The organism is Deinococcus budaensis (assembly GCF_014201885.1).
Classification (GTDB): Bacteria; Deinococcota; Deinococci; order Deinococcales; family Deinococcaceae; genus Deinococcus; species Deinococcus budaensis.
This window is the reverse complement of the sequence record NZ_JACHFN010000001.1, coordinates 119274-134607: the sequence shown is the minus strand read 5'-3', so window position 1 is coordinate 134607 and position 15334 is coordinate 119274. Positions and strand designations below refer to the sequence as shown.

At 71.4% G+C, this 15334-nt stretch carries 15 protein-coding genes; 4 read left to right on the top strand and 11 right to left on the bottom strand.

What is annotated here, in order from left to right:
• Nucleotides 1-295: 295 nt before the first annotated feature.
• The 4 genes from HNQ09_RS00700 to HNQ09_RS00685 form a co-directional block, all read right to left on the bottom strand.
• On the bottom strand, nt 296-1249 hold the full coding sequence (locus HNQ09_RS00700; RefSeq protein ID WP_184024121.1) for a ring-cleaving dioxygenase: 954 nt from the start codon (nt 1247-1249) through the stop codon (nt 296-298).
• Nucleotides 1250-1350: 101 nt separating this feature from the next.
• Entirely contained in the window at nt 1351-2532 is a 1182-nt protein-coding gene (locus tag HNQ09_RS00695; protein WP_184024117.1) for an acetyl-CoA C-acyltransferase, read from the bottom strand.
• A gap of 56 nt (nt 2533-2588) precedes the next feature.
• Complete coding sequence (locus HNQ09_RS00690) at nt 2589-3023, bottom strand: GNAT family N-acetyltransferase (RefSeq protein ID WP_184024114.1); 435 nt, start codon at nt 3021-3023, stop codon at nt 2589-2591.
• Between the two features lie 41 nt (nt 3024-3064).
• Nucleotides 3065-5140 carry a 3-hydroxyacyl-CoA dehydrogenase NAD-binding domain-containing protein gene (locus HNQ09_RS00685; RefSeq protein ID WP_184024110.1) on the bottom strand — a complete coding sequence of 692 codons (2076 nt, stop codon included), beginning with the start codon at nt 5138-5140 and terminating at the stop codon, nt 3065-3067.
• 122 nt (nt 5141-5262) lie between these two features.
• Between HNQ09_RS00685 and HNQ09_RS00680 the strand changes: the two genes are divergently transcribed.
• Nucleotides 5263-6252, top strand: coding sequence for an NADPH:quinone oxidoreductase family protein (locus HNQ09_RS00680; protein ID WP_343057555.1), 990 nt, complete (start codon nt 5263-5265; stop codon nt 6250-6252).
• A gap of 69 nt (nt 6253-6321) precedes the next feature.
• Here the strand turns inward: HNQ09_RS00680 and HNQ09_RS00675 are convergent, their stop codons facing one another.
• From HNQ09_RS00675 to HNQ09_RS00660, 4 genes are all read right to left on the bottom strand, one after another.
• Complete coding sequence (locus HNQ09_RS00675; protein ID WP_184024107.1) at nt 6322-6759, bottom strand: hypothetical protein; 438 nt, start codon at nt 6757-6759, stop codon at nt 6322-6324.
• 56 nt (nt 6760-6815) lie between these two features.
• Entirely contained in the window at nt 6816-7718 is a 903-nt protein-coding gene (gene holA / locus HNQ09_RS00670; RefSeq protein WP_184024104.1) for a DNA polymerase III subunit delta, read from the bottom strand.
• Nucleotides 7709-8524, bottom strand: coding sequence for a serine/threonine-protein kinase (locus HNQ09_RS00665; RefSeq protein WP_184024101.1), 816 nt, complete (start codon nt 8522-8524; stop codon nt 7709-7711). The genes holA and HNQ09_RS00665 overlap by 10 nt, the downstream gene beginning before the upstream one ends.
• A gap of 220 nt (nt 8525-8744) precedes the next feature.
• Nucleotides 8745-9266, bottom strand: a complete 522-nt coding sequence (locus HNQ09_RS00660; protein WP_184024099.1) for a hypothetical protein — start codon at nt 9264-9266, stop codon at nt 8745-8747.
• 196 nt (nt 9267-9462) lie between these two features.
• On the opposite strand from HNQ09_RS00660, the gene argJ reads away from it, so the two are divergent.
• Nucleotides 9463-10626, top strand: coding sequence for a bifunctional glutamate N-acetyltransferase/amino-acid acetyltransferase ArgJ (argJ, locus tag HNQ09_RS00655; RefSeq protein ID WP_184024098.1), 1164 nt, complete (start codon nt 9463-9465; stop codon nt 10624-10626).
• Between the two features lie 39 nt (nt 10627-10665).
• Here the strand turns inward: argJ and HNQ09_RS00650 are convergent, their stop codons facing one another.
• The gene (locus HNQ09_RS00650; protein WP_184024096.1) at nt 10666-11109 is read right to left on the bottom strand and encodes a tautomerase family protein; all 444 of its coding nucleotides are present in this window, start codon (nt 11107-11109) and stop codon (nt 10666-10668) included.
• Between the two features lie 158 nt (nt 11110-11267).
• Between HNQ09_RS00650 and HNQ09_RS00645 the strand changes: the two genes are divergently transcribed.
• Both HNQ09_RS00645 and HNQ09_RS00640 read left to right on the top strand, forming a co-directional pair.
• Nucleotides 11268-12020 carry a tryptophan-rich sensory protein gene (locus HNQ09_RS00645; protein ID WP_184024094.1) on the top strand — a complete coding sequence of 251 codons (753 nt, stop codon included), beginning with the start codon at nt 11268-11270 and terminating at the stop codon, nt 12018-12020.
• A gap of 36 nt (nt 12021-12056) precedes the next feature.
• Nucleotides 12057-12857 (top strand): hypothetical protein, encoded by an 801-nt coding sequence (locus HNQ09_RS00640; RefSeq protein WP_184024091.1) that lies wholly within the window; start codon nt 12057-12059, stop codon nt 12855-12857.
• On the opposite strand, the gene mnmA is transcribed toward HNQ09_RS00640, so the two are convergent.
• Both mnmA and HNQ09_RS00630 read right to left on the bottom strand, forming a co-directional pair.
• Complete coding sequence (gene mnmA / locus HNQ09_RS00635) at nt 12837-13994, bottom strand: tRNA 2-thiouridine(34) synthase MnmA (RefSeq protein ID WP_184024088.1); 1158 nt, start codon at nt 13992-13994, stop codon at nt 12837-12839. The two genes, HNQ09_RS00640 and mnmA, sit on opposite strands and share 21 nt — an antisense overlap.
• Nucleotides 13995-14086: 92 nt before the next feature.
• Nucleotides 14087-15262 carry a S1C family serine protease gene (locus tag HNQ09_RS00630; protein ID WP_343057551.1) on the bottom strand — a complete coding sequence of 392 codons (1176 nt, stop codon included), beginning with the start codon at nt 15260-15262 and terminating at the stop codon, nt 14087-14089.
• Nucleotides 15263-15334 lie beyond the last annotated feature (72 nt).

Genomic DNA, 15334 nt, shown 5'->3' with positions numbered 1-15334 from the left:
CCGTCGCGCCGGGCTGGTGGCACTTGGACACACCTCTGCTATTGGAGACGGCCCTGGCGCCAGATGTGGTAGACCCCCGGAGTCAGGCCACGCTCCGGCTGGCCCTGATCTCCCAGCGCCTGGACTTCTACGCCTTGGACCCACAACGCCCATGGCCATCCTCAGATGCTCCCGCCCTCGCCTTTGCCCTGGCGCGTCCCGGGGGCCTGGATTTCCGGGCACTCCGGGCGACGGGCTTTGAGCTGTTGGCCCTGCCGGACGTAGGTGGCTGACCGACCCGCCGCCTACGCTGGACTCAGCGCCGCAGCGGCGTCAGCCCCGCCTCAATCTGGGTGCGGCGGGGTTCCAGAAAGGGAGCCAGCACCAGCGTCTCGCCCAGATGGGCGGAGTCCTCGTCCACCGCGAAGCCGGGGCCATCCGTCGCCAGCTCGATCAATATGCCCTGGGGTTCGCGGTAGTAGACCGAGTGAAACCAGTGGCGGTCCACCTCGCCGCTGGTGCGCAGGCCCAGGCCGCTCAGGCGATCGGCCCAGGCGTGGTACTCGCCGTCTTGCACCCGCAGCGCGAGGTGGTGAACACCGCCTGCCCCGGAGCGGGCCGGGGGCAGGCTGGGGTCGAGGCGCAGGTGCAGTTCGGCGTGGGGACCGCCCTCGCCCATCGCGTAGACGTGAATGGTTCGCCCAGCGTCCTCGGGGTCGGGGTAGGTGCCTGCCGCGTGCAGGCCGTAGGCGCGCGTCAGCACCCGCTCGGTGGGAAAAAGGCCCGGCAGGGTCAGCTCCACGGGTCCCAGCCCCAGAATCTGGTGCCCCGCGGAGACCCGGCTGCCCTCCCACGGCACGCCCGCCGGCCCGCCCTCCACCAGGCTGAGGCGCTGGCCCTCGGGGTCCGCGAAATCGAGGTGGGGACGGCCCGCACGCTCGACCGGGGTCACCTCCAGCCCGTGCCCGCGCAGGTGCCCGGCCCACCAGTCCAGGCTGCCCTCCGGCACCCGCAGCCCCGTCCGGGTGATGGAGTTGTTCCCGCGCGTCTCCGGGGGCACTGGCCACTCGAAAAAGGTCAGGTCGCTCCCCGGACTCCCCGCCCCATCTGCGAAGAAGAGGTGATAGGCCGTCACGTCGTCCTGGTTGACCGTCTGCTTGACCAGCCGCATGCCCAGCACACCGGTATAGAAGTCGAGATTGGCCTGCGCGTTCGCCGTCACGGCGGTGACATGGTGCAGGCCGTGGGGAATCAGGGGGGAAGAGGTCATGGCCCCAGTCTAATGGTTTAACATCAAACTAATATGAGCAAGAAACACCCCCGGCCACACGGGGACCGGGGGCTTGCGCTGGCGGCTGGCGACTTCCCTCCTTACAGCACCTCGAACAGGCCCGCCGCCCCCATGCCGCCGCCCACGCACATGGTCACGACGACGTACTTGAGGCCCCGGCGCTTGCCCTCGATCAGGGCGTGTCCCGTCAGCCGCGAGCCGCTCATGCCGTAGGGGTGGCCGACCGAGATCGAGCCGCCGTCCACGTTGTAGATCTCGGGGTCGATGCCCAGCGTGTCGCGGCAGTAGAGGCCCTGCACCGCAAAAGCCTCGTTGAGTTCCCACAGGCCGATGTCGCCGACCGTCAGGCCGTGGCGCTTCAGGAGCTTGGGCACCGCGAATACCGGCCCGATGCCCATTTCGTCGGGTTCGCAGCCCGCCACCGCGAAGCCCCTGAAAATGCCCAGCGGCTCCAGGCCGCGCTCGCGGGCGAGGTCGTCACTCATCACCACGCAGGCCGAGGCCCCGTCGCTGAGCTGCGAGGCGTTGCCCGCCGTGACGCAGCCGCCCTCGATCACCGGCTTGAGCTTGGCGAGGCCCTCCAGCGTGGTCTCGGGGCGGTTGCCCTCGTCCCGCGTCAGGGTGACCTCGCGGTCGCTGATCTCGCCGGTCGCCTTGTCCTGCACCTTCATGGTGGCGGTGAAGGGCACGATTTCCTGGTCGAGCAGCCCGCCCTGCTGCGCCGCCGCCGTCCGCATCTGCGAGTGGTAGGCGTACTCGTCTTGCGCCTCGCGGCTGATCTTGTAGCGGGCGGCCACCACCTCGGCCGTTTCCAGCATGGGCATGTAGATCGCGGGCTTGTGCTCGGTCAGCCATTCGCCCTTGAGGCGGTACCTGTTGGCGTGCTCGTTCTGGGTCAGAGAGATGCTTTCCAGCCCGCCCGCCACGATGATCTCGCCCTGCCCGGCCATGATGTGGTTGGCCGCCAGCGCGATGGTGTTCAGGCCGCTGGAGCAGAAGCGGTTGACGGTCACGCCGGAAACGGTCACCGGCAGTCCGGCCCGCAGCGCGATCTGCCGGGCGATGTTCGAGCCGGTCGCGCCCTCGGGGTTCCCAGCCCCCATGATCACGTCCTCGACCTCGGCAGGATCAACCCCCGCGCGTTGCAGCGCGTGGGTCACGACATGCGCGCCCATGTCCGAGCCGTGGGTGTCGTTGAGGTAGCCCCGGTAGGCCTTGCCGATGGGGGTGCGGGCAGTGGAAACGATGACAGCTTGGGGCATTGGATGACTCCTTGCAAGTCTGGAAGAAGAGGGCAGGACAGCCCGGCCATTTTGGGTCAAGCGCCGGAACCGAGCGGAATCACGATGATCTGACAGGGAGTCTCCAGACCACCGACAGAAGTGTAGAGCCGGCGGGCCACGGCATTTTCCGGCTCTGTCAGCACCCAGGCGGTGACACACCCCAGGCCTCGGGCGTGCGCCAGCAAGACCTCCATCAGCCGCCGTCCCAGCCCCTGGCCCTGATGGGTCGCCGTCACGCCGACCTCGTTGATAAACATCTCCGGCGCCTTGTCCGGGTGGAGATAATGCACCGCCGAGGCCATCCCGACCACCACGCCGCCGTCCAGAGCCACCGCCAGATGGTGCCGGGGGTCTGCGAAGAATTCGGCGGTCCAGGCGGGATTCACCGGGCCGTCGAACACGTCGGGGGCCACGTGGTCGAGGATCCCGGTCTCTTGGCCCTCCAGGACGCGCACTGTGATGTCAGGCATGGTCACCGCTGTTCTCCCTCACCCGGACCTGGCGGGGCAGCTCAGCTCTGCCCGCGCTCCCGGTCGTACCCCGCGAAGGTCTTGCCCTCCTGGGCCAAGCGCTTCAGCAGCGGCGCGGGCGTCTGGCCGTACCCCTCCAGGGCGGCGACCACGTTCTTCAGGCCCACCTCGTCGGCGTACCCCATCGGGCCGCCCCGGTAGGGGGGAAAGCCGTACCCGTAGATGTAGATCACGTCGATGTCCCCGGCCCGCTGGGCGATGCCCTCGTCGAGAATCTGGGCACCCTCGTTGACGAGGGAATAGACCAGCCGCTCGGTGAGTTCCTGCGGGTTCAGTGCGCGGGGCTGCACGCCCTTCTCGGCGCGGTAGGCCTCGATCAGGGCCTGCACGTCGGCGTTAGGCTTCGGCCTGCGGTCCTCGCCGTAGTCGTAGATGCCCGCCCCCGTCTTCTGGCCCTTGCGGCCCATCTCCACGATGCGGTCGAGCCAGCCGTCCGGCTCCGGCTCCCCGCGCACCTTCGCCTGATGCTGGCGAATCGCGTAGCCGATGTCCAGCCCGGCCATGTCGCTCATCTGGAAGGGTCCCATCGGGAGGCCCAAGGCGTTCATCGCGGCGTCGGCGTCCTCGGGTTTCGCGCCTTCCTCGACGAGCTTGCGGGCCTCGTCACCGTAGCGGTGGATCATGCGGTTGCCGACAAAGCCGTCGCACACGCCGACCACCACGCCGACCTTCTTGATGCGCTTGGCGAGGGCCAGGCTGGTCGCCAGCACGGAATCGCTGGTCTTCTCGGCGCGCACGATCTCCAGCAGCCGCATCACGTTGGCGGGGCTGAAAAAGTGCAGGCCGATGACCGATTCGGGCCGCCCGGTCACGGCGGCAATCTCGTTCACGTCGAGGGTGCTGGTGTTCGTGGCGAGGATCGCGCCCGGCTTGGCGATGGCGTCGAGCCGGGTGAAGATGTCCTTTTTCACGTCCATGTTCTCGAAGACGGCCTCGATGATGATGTCGGCGTCCGCGAGGTCTTCCATGTTCAGGGTCGGCGTGAGGAGGGCCATGCGCTTTTCGACGTCCTCCACCGTCATGCGGCCCTTTTTCGCGGTGTTCTCGTAGTTCTTGCGGATCACCGCGAGGCCCCGGTCAAGGGCGCCTTGCGCGGTTTCCACAATGGTGACGGGAATCCCGGCGTTCAGAAAGTTCATCGCGATGCCGCCGCCCATCGTGCCTGCGCCGATGATTCCGGCAGAGTTGATCTCCGTAGTCGGCGTGTCCCTCGTCAGGCCGGGAATCTTGCCCGCCTCGCGCTCGGCGAAGAAGATGTGGCGCAGGCCGCGCGACTGCGGCGAGTCCTTGGCCTGCATGAAAAGCCGGGCCTCGGCCTCCCAGCCCTCCTGAAAGGGCCTGGTGACGGCCATCTCCGCGAGGTCCACGATCAGGCCCGGCGAGAGCTGGCCCCGGTGCGTCTTCTTGATGCCCTCGCGGGCGGCGGCGAAGACCTGCGGGTCGGCCTGCGCGCTGCGCTCGCTGATGCGGGGCAGGGGCCGGGCGTCGGCGTGGGCGCGGGCAAAGGCCACGGCCCCCTCCCGCAGGTCGCCTTCCACCAGTTCGTCCACCAGCCCGAGCTGCTGGGCCTCGGTCGCCTTCACCGGGTTGCCGGAGAGCATCATCTCCAGCGCCTTTGGCACGCCCACCACGCGCGGCAGGCGCTGGGTGCCGCCCGCGCCGGGGAGCACGCCGAGCTTCACTTCCGGCAGGCCCAGTTGCGCGTCCTTCGTCGCCACCCGGTAGGTGCAGGCCAGCGCGACTTCCAGGCCGCCCCCCAGCGCCGTGCCGTGAATCGCGGCGACGGTGGGCTTGGGAAAAGCGTCCAGCCGCGTGATGAACCCGCGCAGGTCGGGGGCCTGCTCGCGCGGCAGGTCGAAGGTCTTGATGTCCGCCCCCGCGATGAAGGTGCGCCCGCCGCCGATGATGACGACCGAGCGGACGCCCTCATCTCCCTCGGCGGCGTCCAGGCCCGCGTGCAGGCCCTCGGGGACGCCGGGGGAAAAGGCGTTGACAGGCGGGTTGTGGATGGTGAGGACGAGAACGTCCCCCTCGCGGGTCTGCTCGACGATGCTCATGCAGGCTGCCTCCTTGGATGTGCGCCCATGCTTCCACGGGAAACGGGCCGGGTCAAATACGTGCGCGTTCAGAGTGTACGTGGACGTTCACTTGGCGGGGAACAGCCCGTACACTGGACCGCGTGAGCGAGACCATGAAAGCAGTCGTCGTCGAGGAACTCGGTCCCCCCGAGGTCATGCAGGTGCGCGAGGTGCCCCGGCCCCAGCCCGGTCCCGGCGAGGTGCGCCTCAGGGTGGAGGCGGTGGGCATCAACTTCGCGGACGTGCTGGCGGTGGCGGGCGAGTACCTGACCCGGACCAAGGTGCCCTACACGCCGGGCATGGAGTTCGCCGGCATCGTGGACGCGCTGGGCGAGGGCGTGACGGGCGTGGAGGTCGGGGGGCGGGTCGCCAGCCTGGGCGGGCGCGGCGGCCTGGCCGAATACGCCCTCTCCCCCGCCGCGGCGCTGATCCCGGTGCCGCCCAGCTTCTCGGGCGCGCAGGCGGCGGCCTTTCCGGTGTCGTACTTCACGGCCTACCACGGCCTGAAGACGCTGGGGCACGGCCGGGAGGGCGAGTGGGTGCTGGTGCAGGCGGCGGCGGGGGCGCTGGGCACGGCCTCTATCCAACTGGCAAAGGCGCTGGGGATGCGGATCGTGGCGATGGCGAGCACCGAGGAAAAACTGGGCATCGCCCGCGACCTCGGCGCCGACGTGACGCTGCTGCAAGACGACCCTGAGCGGGTGCAGAAGGTGCGGGACGCGGCGGGCGGAGGGGGCGTGCCCTTGATTCTGGAGGTCGTGGGCGGCCGCAGGTTTCAGGAGAGCCTCGACATGGCCGCGAACCGGGGCCGCGTCATCGTGATCGGGAACGCCAGCCGCGAACAGGCCAGCCTGCGCCCGGTCGAGCTGATGAAGCGCAACCTGACTGTGACCGGGCTGTGGCTGACCTCGCTGATGGGGGACCGGGAGGCCACCCGCGAGGCCGCGCAGGCCCTGACGCCGCTGGTCGCCAGCGGGCAGGTCACCCCGCAGGTCGGGCCGACCTATGGCCTGGCCGAGAGCGCCCGCGCCTTTCGGGACATCCTCGACCGCAAGACGACCGGGAAAGTGATCATCGAGCCGGGCCGGTAAGGGGGCTGTGGGACGCGATGCGCGGTGGCTCTCGGCCTGCCCGCGCCCCGCGTCCCACAGCCTGCTTTCCTACGAGAACAAACGCAGCAGCGGACGCCACCACGGAATCAGCGCCAGCACGGTCAGCAGGCTCAGGCTGGTCCACAGCGCGGCGGTGCGGAACTTGGCCTGGTTGCCCTCACGGCGCTTGCTGAGCGCGGTGGCGAGGGTGGCGAAGACGGCGGCGAGCACGCCCAGGCCGACGTGTTCCCACTGGAAACTGGGGCGGCTGTCCGCAAAGGCGCGGGCGCCCTGCGACCCCAGCAGGCCGAAGAGCAGCAGGCCCAGCACCAGTTGCAGGTGAACGGTGCCCGCAAAGATGGACACCGCGCGGCGGTCGCCGGGGGCGAACTCGCGCGCCGCGCCGACGCCCCGGAATGTCCGCAGCAGCGCCCAGACGCCCGCCAGCAAGACCAGCCAGCGGGTGAGGTTGTGCAGGGTGAGCAGGATCAGGTACAGGGTCGCCATGCCCCCATCCTACCCGACGCGCCTTTCCGCTCGGTCAGGCAGCCTGGAGCAGACCGTCACACGCTGAGTTGCACGATCAGCCGCTCCAGCGTCACCGCCGGGTCCAGGCCGCGCTTCATGGCGAGGTCGGCGTCGAGGATGCGCGCGAGATGGGCGCGGATCTTGGCCTCGCTGAGGCGGCGGGCGACCTCCAGGGCCTTCTTCGCCGGATAGGGCTTGACGCCCAGGCGCGCAGCAGCGGCCGCCTCGGTCACCCGGCCCTCCTGCTGGGTCAGGGCCACGCAGCGGGCGACCAGGCTGTACTGCCACACGACCGCGCCCATCAGCTTGAAGGGGTCCTCGCCGCTGGCGAGCAGGCGCCGCAGCTGGGTCACGGCCTCGCCGGGCTTGCCGGTGGTCGCCGCGCCCAGCATGGCAAAGGAGTCGCCGGGCGGCTCGCGGCCCACCACCCGCCGCACCAGGTCGGCGGTCAGCGGCGGGTCCAGCAGCGCGAGCTTGTTCAGCTCCCCGGCGATGGCCGTCAGGTCAGGGCCGAAGACCTCCGCGAGGTAAAGGGCGGCCTCGCGGTCGAGCTTCAGGCTGGTCTTTTTCGCGCGCCCCGCCACCCATCCGGCCACGTCGCCGGTCTTCTGGGGAGCGGGCGAGGCCACATGCTCGCCGCGCGCCTCGTAGAGTTTCACGCGGGTGGGCGGGGCCGCCTCATCGAGCACCGCGACCGTGACGGGAGCCGAGGCGAGCAGCTCCAGCAGCGCCTTGTCGGGCTTGACCCCGGCGAGATCCACGACCACGCCGCCGTCCCCGAAGAGGCTGGGGGCCAGCAAGGGGGCCAGCGCCTCGGCACTCACCTCCTCGCCCGCCAGCCGGGGCAAGTCGCGCGCCGGAAGACCCCGGGCGGCCAGGGTCCCCCGCAGGGCTTCTTCGGCCAGAAAACGGTTGCCGGAAAAGGCGATCAGGGGCACGCGCGCTCCAGCTCCAGCCCCAGCGCCCGCGCCGCCTCGCGCAGCGCCGACCGCAGCGCCTGCGCCGAGGCCGGGCGGCCAGCCGGGTCGCGGCTGAGGGCCGCGCACAGGACCCCGTGCAGCTCGGGAGGGCCGGGCAGGGGGGCGCGTTCGTCGGTCAGGCCGGTCAGCCAGCCCAGCGCGTCGGCGTAGGGCGGGTGCCCGGCGAGGCAGTCGAACAGCAGCACGCCCACCGAGTACAGGTCGCTGCGCGGGTCGCCGCGCACGCCCCGGAACTGCTCGGGGGCCATGAAATGCGGAGTGCCCATGCGGGTGCCGCCGTGGATGTCCAGCGCCAGCGCCCGCGAATGGCTCATGCCGAAGTCGATCAGGCGCACGCTGCCGCTGCGGGCCTGCCCGCCTTCGAGCAGCACGTTCTCGGGCTTGAGGTCGTGGTGGGTCACCCCCCGGGCGTGCAGGTGGGCCACGGCGGCGAGCAGCCCGTCGGCCACCTCCAGCGCCTCGGCGGCAGACAGCGGCCCGGCCTCCACCCGCTCGCGCAGCGTCTGGCCCTCCAGCCAGGGAAAGATCAACTGCGCGGGGCGGCGGGCCAGCAGCGGCACGACCCCCGGGTGGTCGAGCGCCGCCGCGATCTCGCCCTCGTGCTCGAAGCGCTGCGCGGCGGCCGGATCGTCCGAGAGCAGGGTCTTGACGAACACCGCCTGCCCGCCCCATTCGCCCGCCTCGCTCCGCACGCCGCCGCGCTGCGCCAGCACCCGGGTCTGGAAAAGAGGCTGGAAGTCAGGAAGGTCCGGCACGCCCCGCATTGTAGGGGGCCGGGCCACCGCGAACCGTCGGCCCCGCTCCGAAAGACAGGACGACCCTCCTGGCGTCTGCGACCTTTCAAGTGAAAAGGACGCTGCACCGCCGGAGCAAAGCGGCGGGGGCACCGGACTCTGTCATAAGCGCCGGCAGGCCGGTTCCCCCACCCGGAGAACCGGCCTGCCGTCCCTGGAGAGGCGGGGGGCGGCGTGCCCCGACCGCGCCTCAGTTCACCCGCAGGCTGCTGGCGAGGTTGCGGACCACGTTCTCGTTGCGGCTGTAGTCCTTGACGTTGCTGGCGATGGTGACGACCAGCAGGCGGCCCCCGGCGCTGGTGAGCAGCATCTCGACCCGGCGGTCGTCGCCTTGCCCTGGCGTGGTGAAGATGATCTGGCCCCAGGGCTGCCCGCCCACCTGCACCACGGCCGAGCGGACCGTTTTGAGGTTGGGCACCTGCGAGCGCAGGTTGGCGGCGAACCGGTTGGTCACCTCGGTCACGCCGGGGGTCGCCAGCGGGGCCTCGCGCCAGTCGAAGGCGACCGTGACCTTGAGGTCCTCGGTCACGAACACCGCTTCGGGGCGGCTGGCCGAGGACGGAAAGGCCTTGGCGATGCCCGCGTCGTTCAGGGTCAGCAGCCGGGCGCTGGGTTCCAGGGTCACCGGGACCGTCTGGAGCTTGACGGGTGCGGCGAGCGCGGCGCCGGAGAGCAGGGCCGCCGCCGTCAGGGTGAGCAGGACGTTCTTCATGGCCTCCCACCCTACCCGCCTGGCCCCGCCCCGGCCGTGAAGGCCGCGTGAGGAATGTGCAGGGGGCGTCACGGGCCGGTCAGGGCTGGGGGGCCTGCCCCGCCGCGCGCGCGCCCCGCTGCCCAGTGCTCGGCTGCCCAGCGCCCCGCTGCCCAGGCCCGCCGCGCCGCCGACCTCTCCCCGCTACCATGCGCCCATGACCGATTCGGGACGGACCTTTCCCAAAGGCTTCAGCGCAGCGGCGATGAGTGCCGGAATCAAACCGAGCGGCCGCACCGACCTGTCGTGCGTGGTGAGCGACGCGGACTGCGCCTGGGCTTTTGCGGGCACCCGCAGCGCGGCGGCGGCGGCCTGCGTGACCCGCAACCGCGAGCTGGCCGCCGGGAGCGGGCCGGTCCGGGCGCTGGTGGTGAACGCCGGAAATGCCAACGCGGCGACCGGGGCGCAGGGAACCCGGGACAACGCGGAGTTGGCAGGGGCGCTGGGCAGCGTGCTGGGCATCGGCGCCGAGTTGGTGCTGACCGCCTCCACCGGCATCATCGGCCACCTGTTGCCGATGGACCGGGTGCTGGGCGGCGTGGAGCACCTGCCGGACGGGCTGGAGCGCGGCGCGGACGCTTTCGCCCAGGCGATCATGACCACCGACACCCGGCCCAAGGTGGCCCAGGCTACGCTCAGCACCGGCGCCCGCATCCTGGGCACCGCCAAGGGCAGCGGCATGATCCACCCCGACATGGCGACCATGTTCGCCTTCGCCTTTACCGACGCGCGGGTGGATCAGGGGGCGCTGCGGGCGGCCTTTCCGGCCATCGTGAACCGGACGTTCAATGCGGTCACGGTGGACGGCGACACCAGCACCAACGACATGGCCGTGGTGCTGGCTAACGGGCGGGCGGGCGAGGTGGACCTGCCCGAGTTCCTGGCGGCGCTGGAGGGCGTGCTGCGCGAGCTGGCCCGCATGATCGCCGCCGACGGCGAGGGGGCGACCAAGCTGCTCACGGTGCGCGTCTCGGGCGCCCGCACCGAGGCCGAGGCGCTGGCCGCCGCCCGCACCTGCTGCGTCAGCCCACTGCTCAAGAGCGCGGTGCACGGCAACGACCCCAACTGGGGCCGGGTGATCATGGCGGTGGGGCGCAGCGGCGCGGCGCTGGAGGTCGAGCGGATGACGGTCGCGGTGCAGGGCACGCCGGTCTTCGCGGGCCGTCCCCTGCCTTACGACGCGGCGGCGGTCAGCGCGGCCATGCGCGCTGAGGAAGTCGTCTTCGAGGTGGGGCTGGGCGTGGGGGACGCCCGCGGCGAGGCCTGGGGCTGCGACCTCAGCGCCGGGTACGTGAGCATCAACGCCGAATACACGACCTGAGGGTGCTGACCGCACCCCTGGCAAGAGGGGGAGGCCGCCCTACCCGGCGCGCCGCTTGAGGACCTGTCCGATCCAGGGCACCCGGTCGGACAGCAGGCGCCCGCCCACCGCAAAATCGCGCGGCGGGTAGGAGTGGAACCGGAGGTTGATCCCGTCCAGATCCCCCTCCATCCCGAAGAGCCGGGCCAGGACGGGCGTCAGATGCCGGGCCACCCGGCGCTGCTTTCTCACGCTCATGTTCCAGTCGGAGAGTTCGGCGGTGAGGTCCACCCGGCCCCGCTCGCGGGGGGTGCGCCCACCGATGTACAGGTCCTCGTCGCGGAACTCGCTGAAGTGGACGGTCGTGTGCTCACGCAGTTCCTCCCGGCTGGGGCCGCCGCGCGGCGAGAAGAAGAGCAGGTTCACCGCCTCGGTGAGCTGCCGGGCCACCTCGGCCTTGCGCTCAGCAGGCAGCCGGGCACAGGTCACTTTCAGGTAAGGCATGGGGCCAGTGTGACGGCGGTCCGTGAGACGGGGGGCAGGGCGACGGGTGCCGGAGCCTGCGCCGGGGAAAAAGCGGGCGCCCCGCGTCGGGACGTTCCCGACCGCACTTCGTCATTCCGCCGACAGCTCGGGGGACCCGGCGCCGCCTAAGCTGAAGCATGACCGGACTCCCCCGCCAGATCACCCTGCTCGCGGCGACGGCCCTGACGCTGGTGATGAACTACCTCAGCAACGCGCTGCCGCTGTTCGGCAATTCCAACGCGGAGGTGAGCGGCCGCCTGCCCAACGCCTTTACCCCCGCCGGGCTGACCTTCTCGGTATGGGGGCCGATTTTCCTGGGGCTGCTGGTGTTCGCGGTGTATCAGGCGCTTCCGGCGCAGCGCGGCCCCCGACTCGACCGGCTGTTCTGGCCTTTTTTGCTGGGAAACCTGCTCAACGTGGCGTGGTTGCTGGCCTTCCAGAGCCTGAACTTCGGCCTCAGCGTGCTGATCATGCTGGGGCTGCTGGGGGCGCTGATCTGGCTGTACCTGCGGGTGCGCGGGCTGCCGCCCCAGGGCGCCGAGGGGCTGACGCTGGCGCTGCCCAGCAGCCTGTACCTGGCCTGGATCAGCGTGGCGACGATTGCCAACGTCACCGCCTGGCTGGTCAGCCTGGGCGTCACCGCCGGGCTGGCGGGGCTGGGCGCGGCGGCGTGGTCGGCGGTGCTGGTGGTGATTGCGGCATTGATCGGGGTCCTCTTCCTGGTGCGCTTTCGCGACTGGGCCTTTGCGGCCGTGCTGCTGTGGGCCTTTTACGGGGTCTACCTCGCCCGGCCGGAGGTGACGGCGGTGGTGATCGGGGTGGCGCTGGCGGCCGCGCTGGTGCTGCTGGGCGGGGTGCTGGCGGCGCGGCGGCCGCGCTCGGCGCTGTAACGCCTATCCAGGCATGGGGCGGGGTACGGTATTCCCATGTCCCCTGCTGAACCGCTCGCCCCGGCTCCGGCCCTTTCGGCCCTGGCGCGTCCGCTGGATTTCTCGGTGCCCTCGAACCGCTACGCGGCGGCGGGAATGGTCACAGCGGCGCTGGCCGCACGGCTCTCGGGGCGGGCGGGGCGTGAGGCGCTGGAGGTCGGGCTGGCGGGCTTCCTGGGCTGGGCGACCGCGCGCGAACTCGACCCCGACCACCCGGACACGGCCAACGCCGCGCTGCCGCTCGCGGCGCTGGCGGCCCTGCTGGGAGGCGGGCCGAACGTGCTGGCGGGCCTGGGCGCCCTCAGCGGCCTGCGGACCCTGGCGGCCACGGTCGGGCACCCTCCGCAGGCCCTCGACGTGGCCGCGCTTGCCGGGCAAGCCGCCCTGGCCGCGCGGGGCGGCGAGCGGGTCGCGGCGCTGGTGCCGGGGGCCGCGCTGGCGCTCTCGGCGGGGCGGGGCGACGCGTTTCAGGCGTCCGGCGGCGCGGCGGCGGGGGTGGGCGCGGCGGCCCTGCTGCCCGCCGGGCGCGGGTCCCGGGGACGCCACGTGTTCACGGACCTGCTGGCCCTGGCCGCGCTGGGGATCACGCCGTGGCTGACCGCCCCCGAAGCGGTGCAGAGCGGCTGCGACCGAACTCCGCAGCGGGTCCCTGCCGAGCGGGTGCGGCTGGCGCGGGGGCTGGCCGCCGGAACGCTGGGCGCGGCGCTGCTGGGACGGCAGACGCGCTCGCTGGCGCCGCTGGCCGCCGCCGCCCTGGTGGTCGGGCTGCGGCGCGCCCTACAGCGCCGGAACGCCTGAACGCGGGCGCGGGGCCGCCGCAGGCAGGGCAGGCAGCTCGCGCACGTGGTCGGCGATCAGACCGCCCCCCAGCAGACGCGGCCCCGCGTACAGCACGGCGCTCTGGCCCGGCGCGACGGCGAACTGAGGGTCCTCGAAGCGCAGCTCGAAGCCGTGTTGGTCGGCGTGCAGCACGGTCGCGCGCACCGACCTCGTGCGGTAGCGCACCTGCACCTCCAGTTCGCGCGGCAGTTCGGCGAGGTCGAGCAGGTAGTTGGCGCCCTCCGCCCGCAGCCCGGTCCAGAGGCAGTCCTCGTAGTCGCCCACCCAGACGGTGTTCGTGACCGGGTCGAGGTGGACGACGTGGCGAACGCGGTGCGACTGGTACAGGCCCAGGCCCTTTTTCTGCCCCAGCGTGTAGAACTGGGTGCCCAGGTGTTCGCCCACGACCTCCCCCGTCTTGATCTCGCGGATGAAGCCCTGGGCCTGCGGCAACTGCTCGGCCACGTAGTCCTGCACCCGGCCCGGCACGAAGCAGATGTTCTGGCTTTCGGGCTTGCTGGCGGTCAGGAGGCCCCGCTCGGCGGCGATCTCGCGCACGCGCGGCTTTTCCAGTTCGCCCACCGGAAAGAGGATGAAAGGCAGCGCGTCTCGGGGCGTGCCCCACAGGAAGTAGGTCTGGTCCTTGCGGGGGTCGTCGCCCCGATGGAACTCGACCTCGCCGCGCGCGCTCTCCACGCGCTTGACGTAGTGGCCGGTCGCCACGTACTGGCAGCCCAGCATCCGCGCTTTTCTCACCAGCTCGTCGAACTTGACCTTGGTGTTGCAGTTCACGCAGGGGTTGGGGGTGCGGCCCCGCGCGTACTCGTCGAGAAAAGGACCGACGATGTGGCGCTGGAACTGCTCGCGGTAGTCCAGCAGGTAAAAGGGCACGCCGACCTGCTCGGCCACCCGCCGGGCCTCGTAGGCGGCGTCGGGCGAGCAGCAGGAGTCGAAGGTGTCCGTGCGTTTGTCGTCGGGCCAGAAGCGCATCATCGCGCCGATCACCCCATACCCGGCGTCCTTGAGCAGCGCCGCCGTGACGCTGGAGTCCACGCCGCCCGACATCGCACACAAAACCCGCACGCCTGACTTGTCTCCTGCTTCCGGGGTGCCCATACCGCCGGGGAGCTTAGCAGGCGCGCGGGCCGCCAACCGTGAGAGGGAAGCCGCATTCGCGCTCCCCCCCTCTACCTTTTTCCTGGCTGTCCTCAGCGGTTCCCGGCGGGGGGCGGCGTTCCGGCGGCCAGGGTGACGGGGAGGGTCAGGGTCTGCCCCGCCCGGTTCACGGTGAGGGTCACGCGCTCGCCCGCCTGCCGACCAAAAAGGAACTCGCGCAGGTCGGCGTTGGTCTCCACCAGCTGCCCGTTCGCGGCGGTGATCACGTCGCCGCCCAGAAAGACGGCGCCCAGGGGAGTCTGGACCCGCGCCGCGCCGCCGCGCACCCCGGCCTGGGCGGCGGGGCCACCGGGCTGCACCTGCGAGACCAGGGCGCCCGCGCGCGGCAGGCGGTACTGCTCCCGCGCCTGCTCGGAGAGATCGGTCAGCTCAAAGGGCGTCAGGGTCACGCCGATCACCGGCCCGACGATGGTCCGCCCGGCCCGCAGCCCGGGCAAGAGGCGCTGGGCGACGTTGCTGGGCACCGCGAAGCCCACCCCCGCGCTCTGGCCGATCCCGGTCGCCGCGCCGGCCGGGGACAGGATTTGCGTGTTGATCCCGATGACCCGCCCCGAGGAATCCAGCAGCGGTCCGCCCGAGTTGCCGGGGTTCACGGCGGCGTCGGTCTGGATGGCGTTCTGGGCGATCTGCCGAACCCCGGTGGGCACCGAGCGCTCGACCGCCGACACGATGCCGCTGGTGGCGCTGAACTGGAGGCCGAAAGGGGCCCCCAGCGCGATGGTCGTCTGCCCGACCCGCAAGGCGTCGCTGTCGCCAAACGGCAGCGGCCGAATCAGCCCTGCGGGAACCCCCTGCACCTGAATCAGGGCGAGGTCGTAGTCGGGGGCCGTGCCGACCACCCGGGCGCTGAAATCCTGCCGGCTGCCGCGCAGGTTCACGGTGATGCGGGTGGCGCCCTCCACGACGTGGTAGTTGGTCAGTGCGAATCCCTGCGCGTCGATGAAAAAGCCGCTGCCGGTGCCCTGGTCGCCCTCTTCGCGGGGGTCAGCGAACAGCGGGCTGGAAAAGGTTCCCTGCCCGCTGCTGGGCGCGGCGGTGGTGATGTACAGCACGCTGCCCAGCGCCCGGTCGATCACGTTGACGGTGGCCTGTTCGGCGGCGGGCAGGCTGGCCGGGGACGCGCCAGCGGGGAGGGAGGGGGCCGTCTGGGCGGCGGCCAGCGACGGGACGAGGGAGAGCAGCAGGGTCAGGACCAGGGTTCGGGACACGGCGCAAAACCTCCTGGCGTCATTCTTGGCAGCGGGGGGCGGCCCCGGCTCTGAGACCCTTGACCGTCGCTT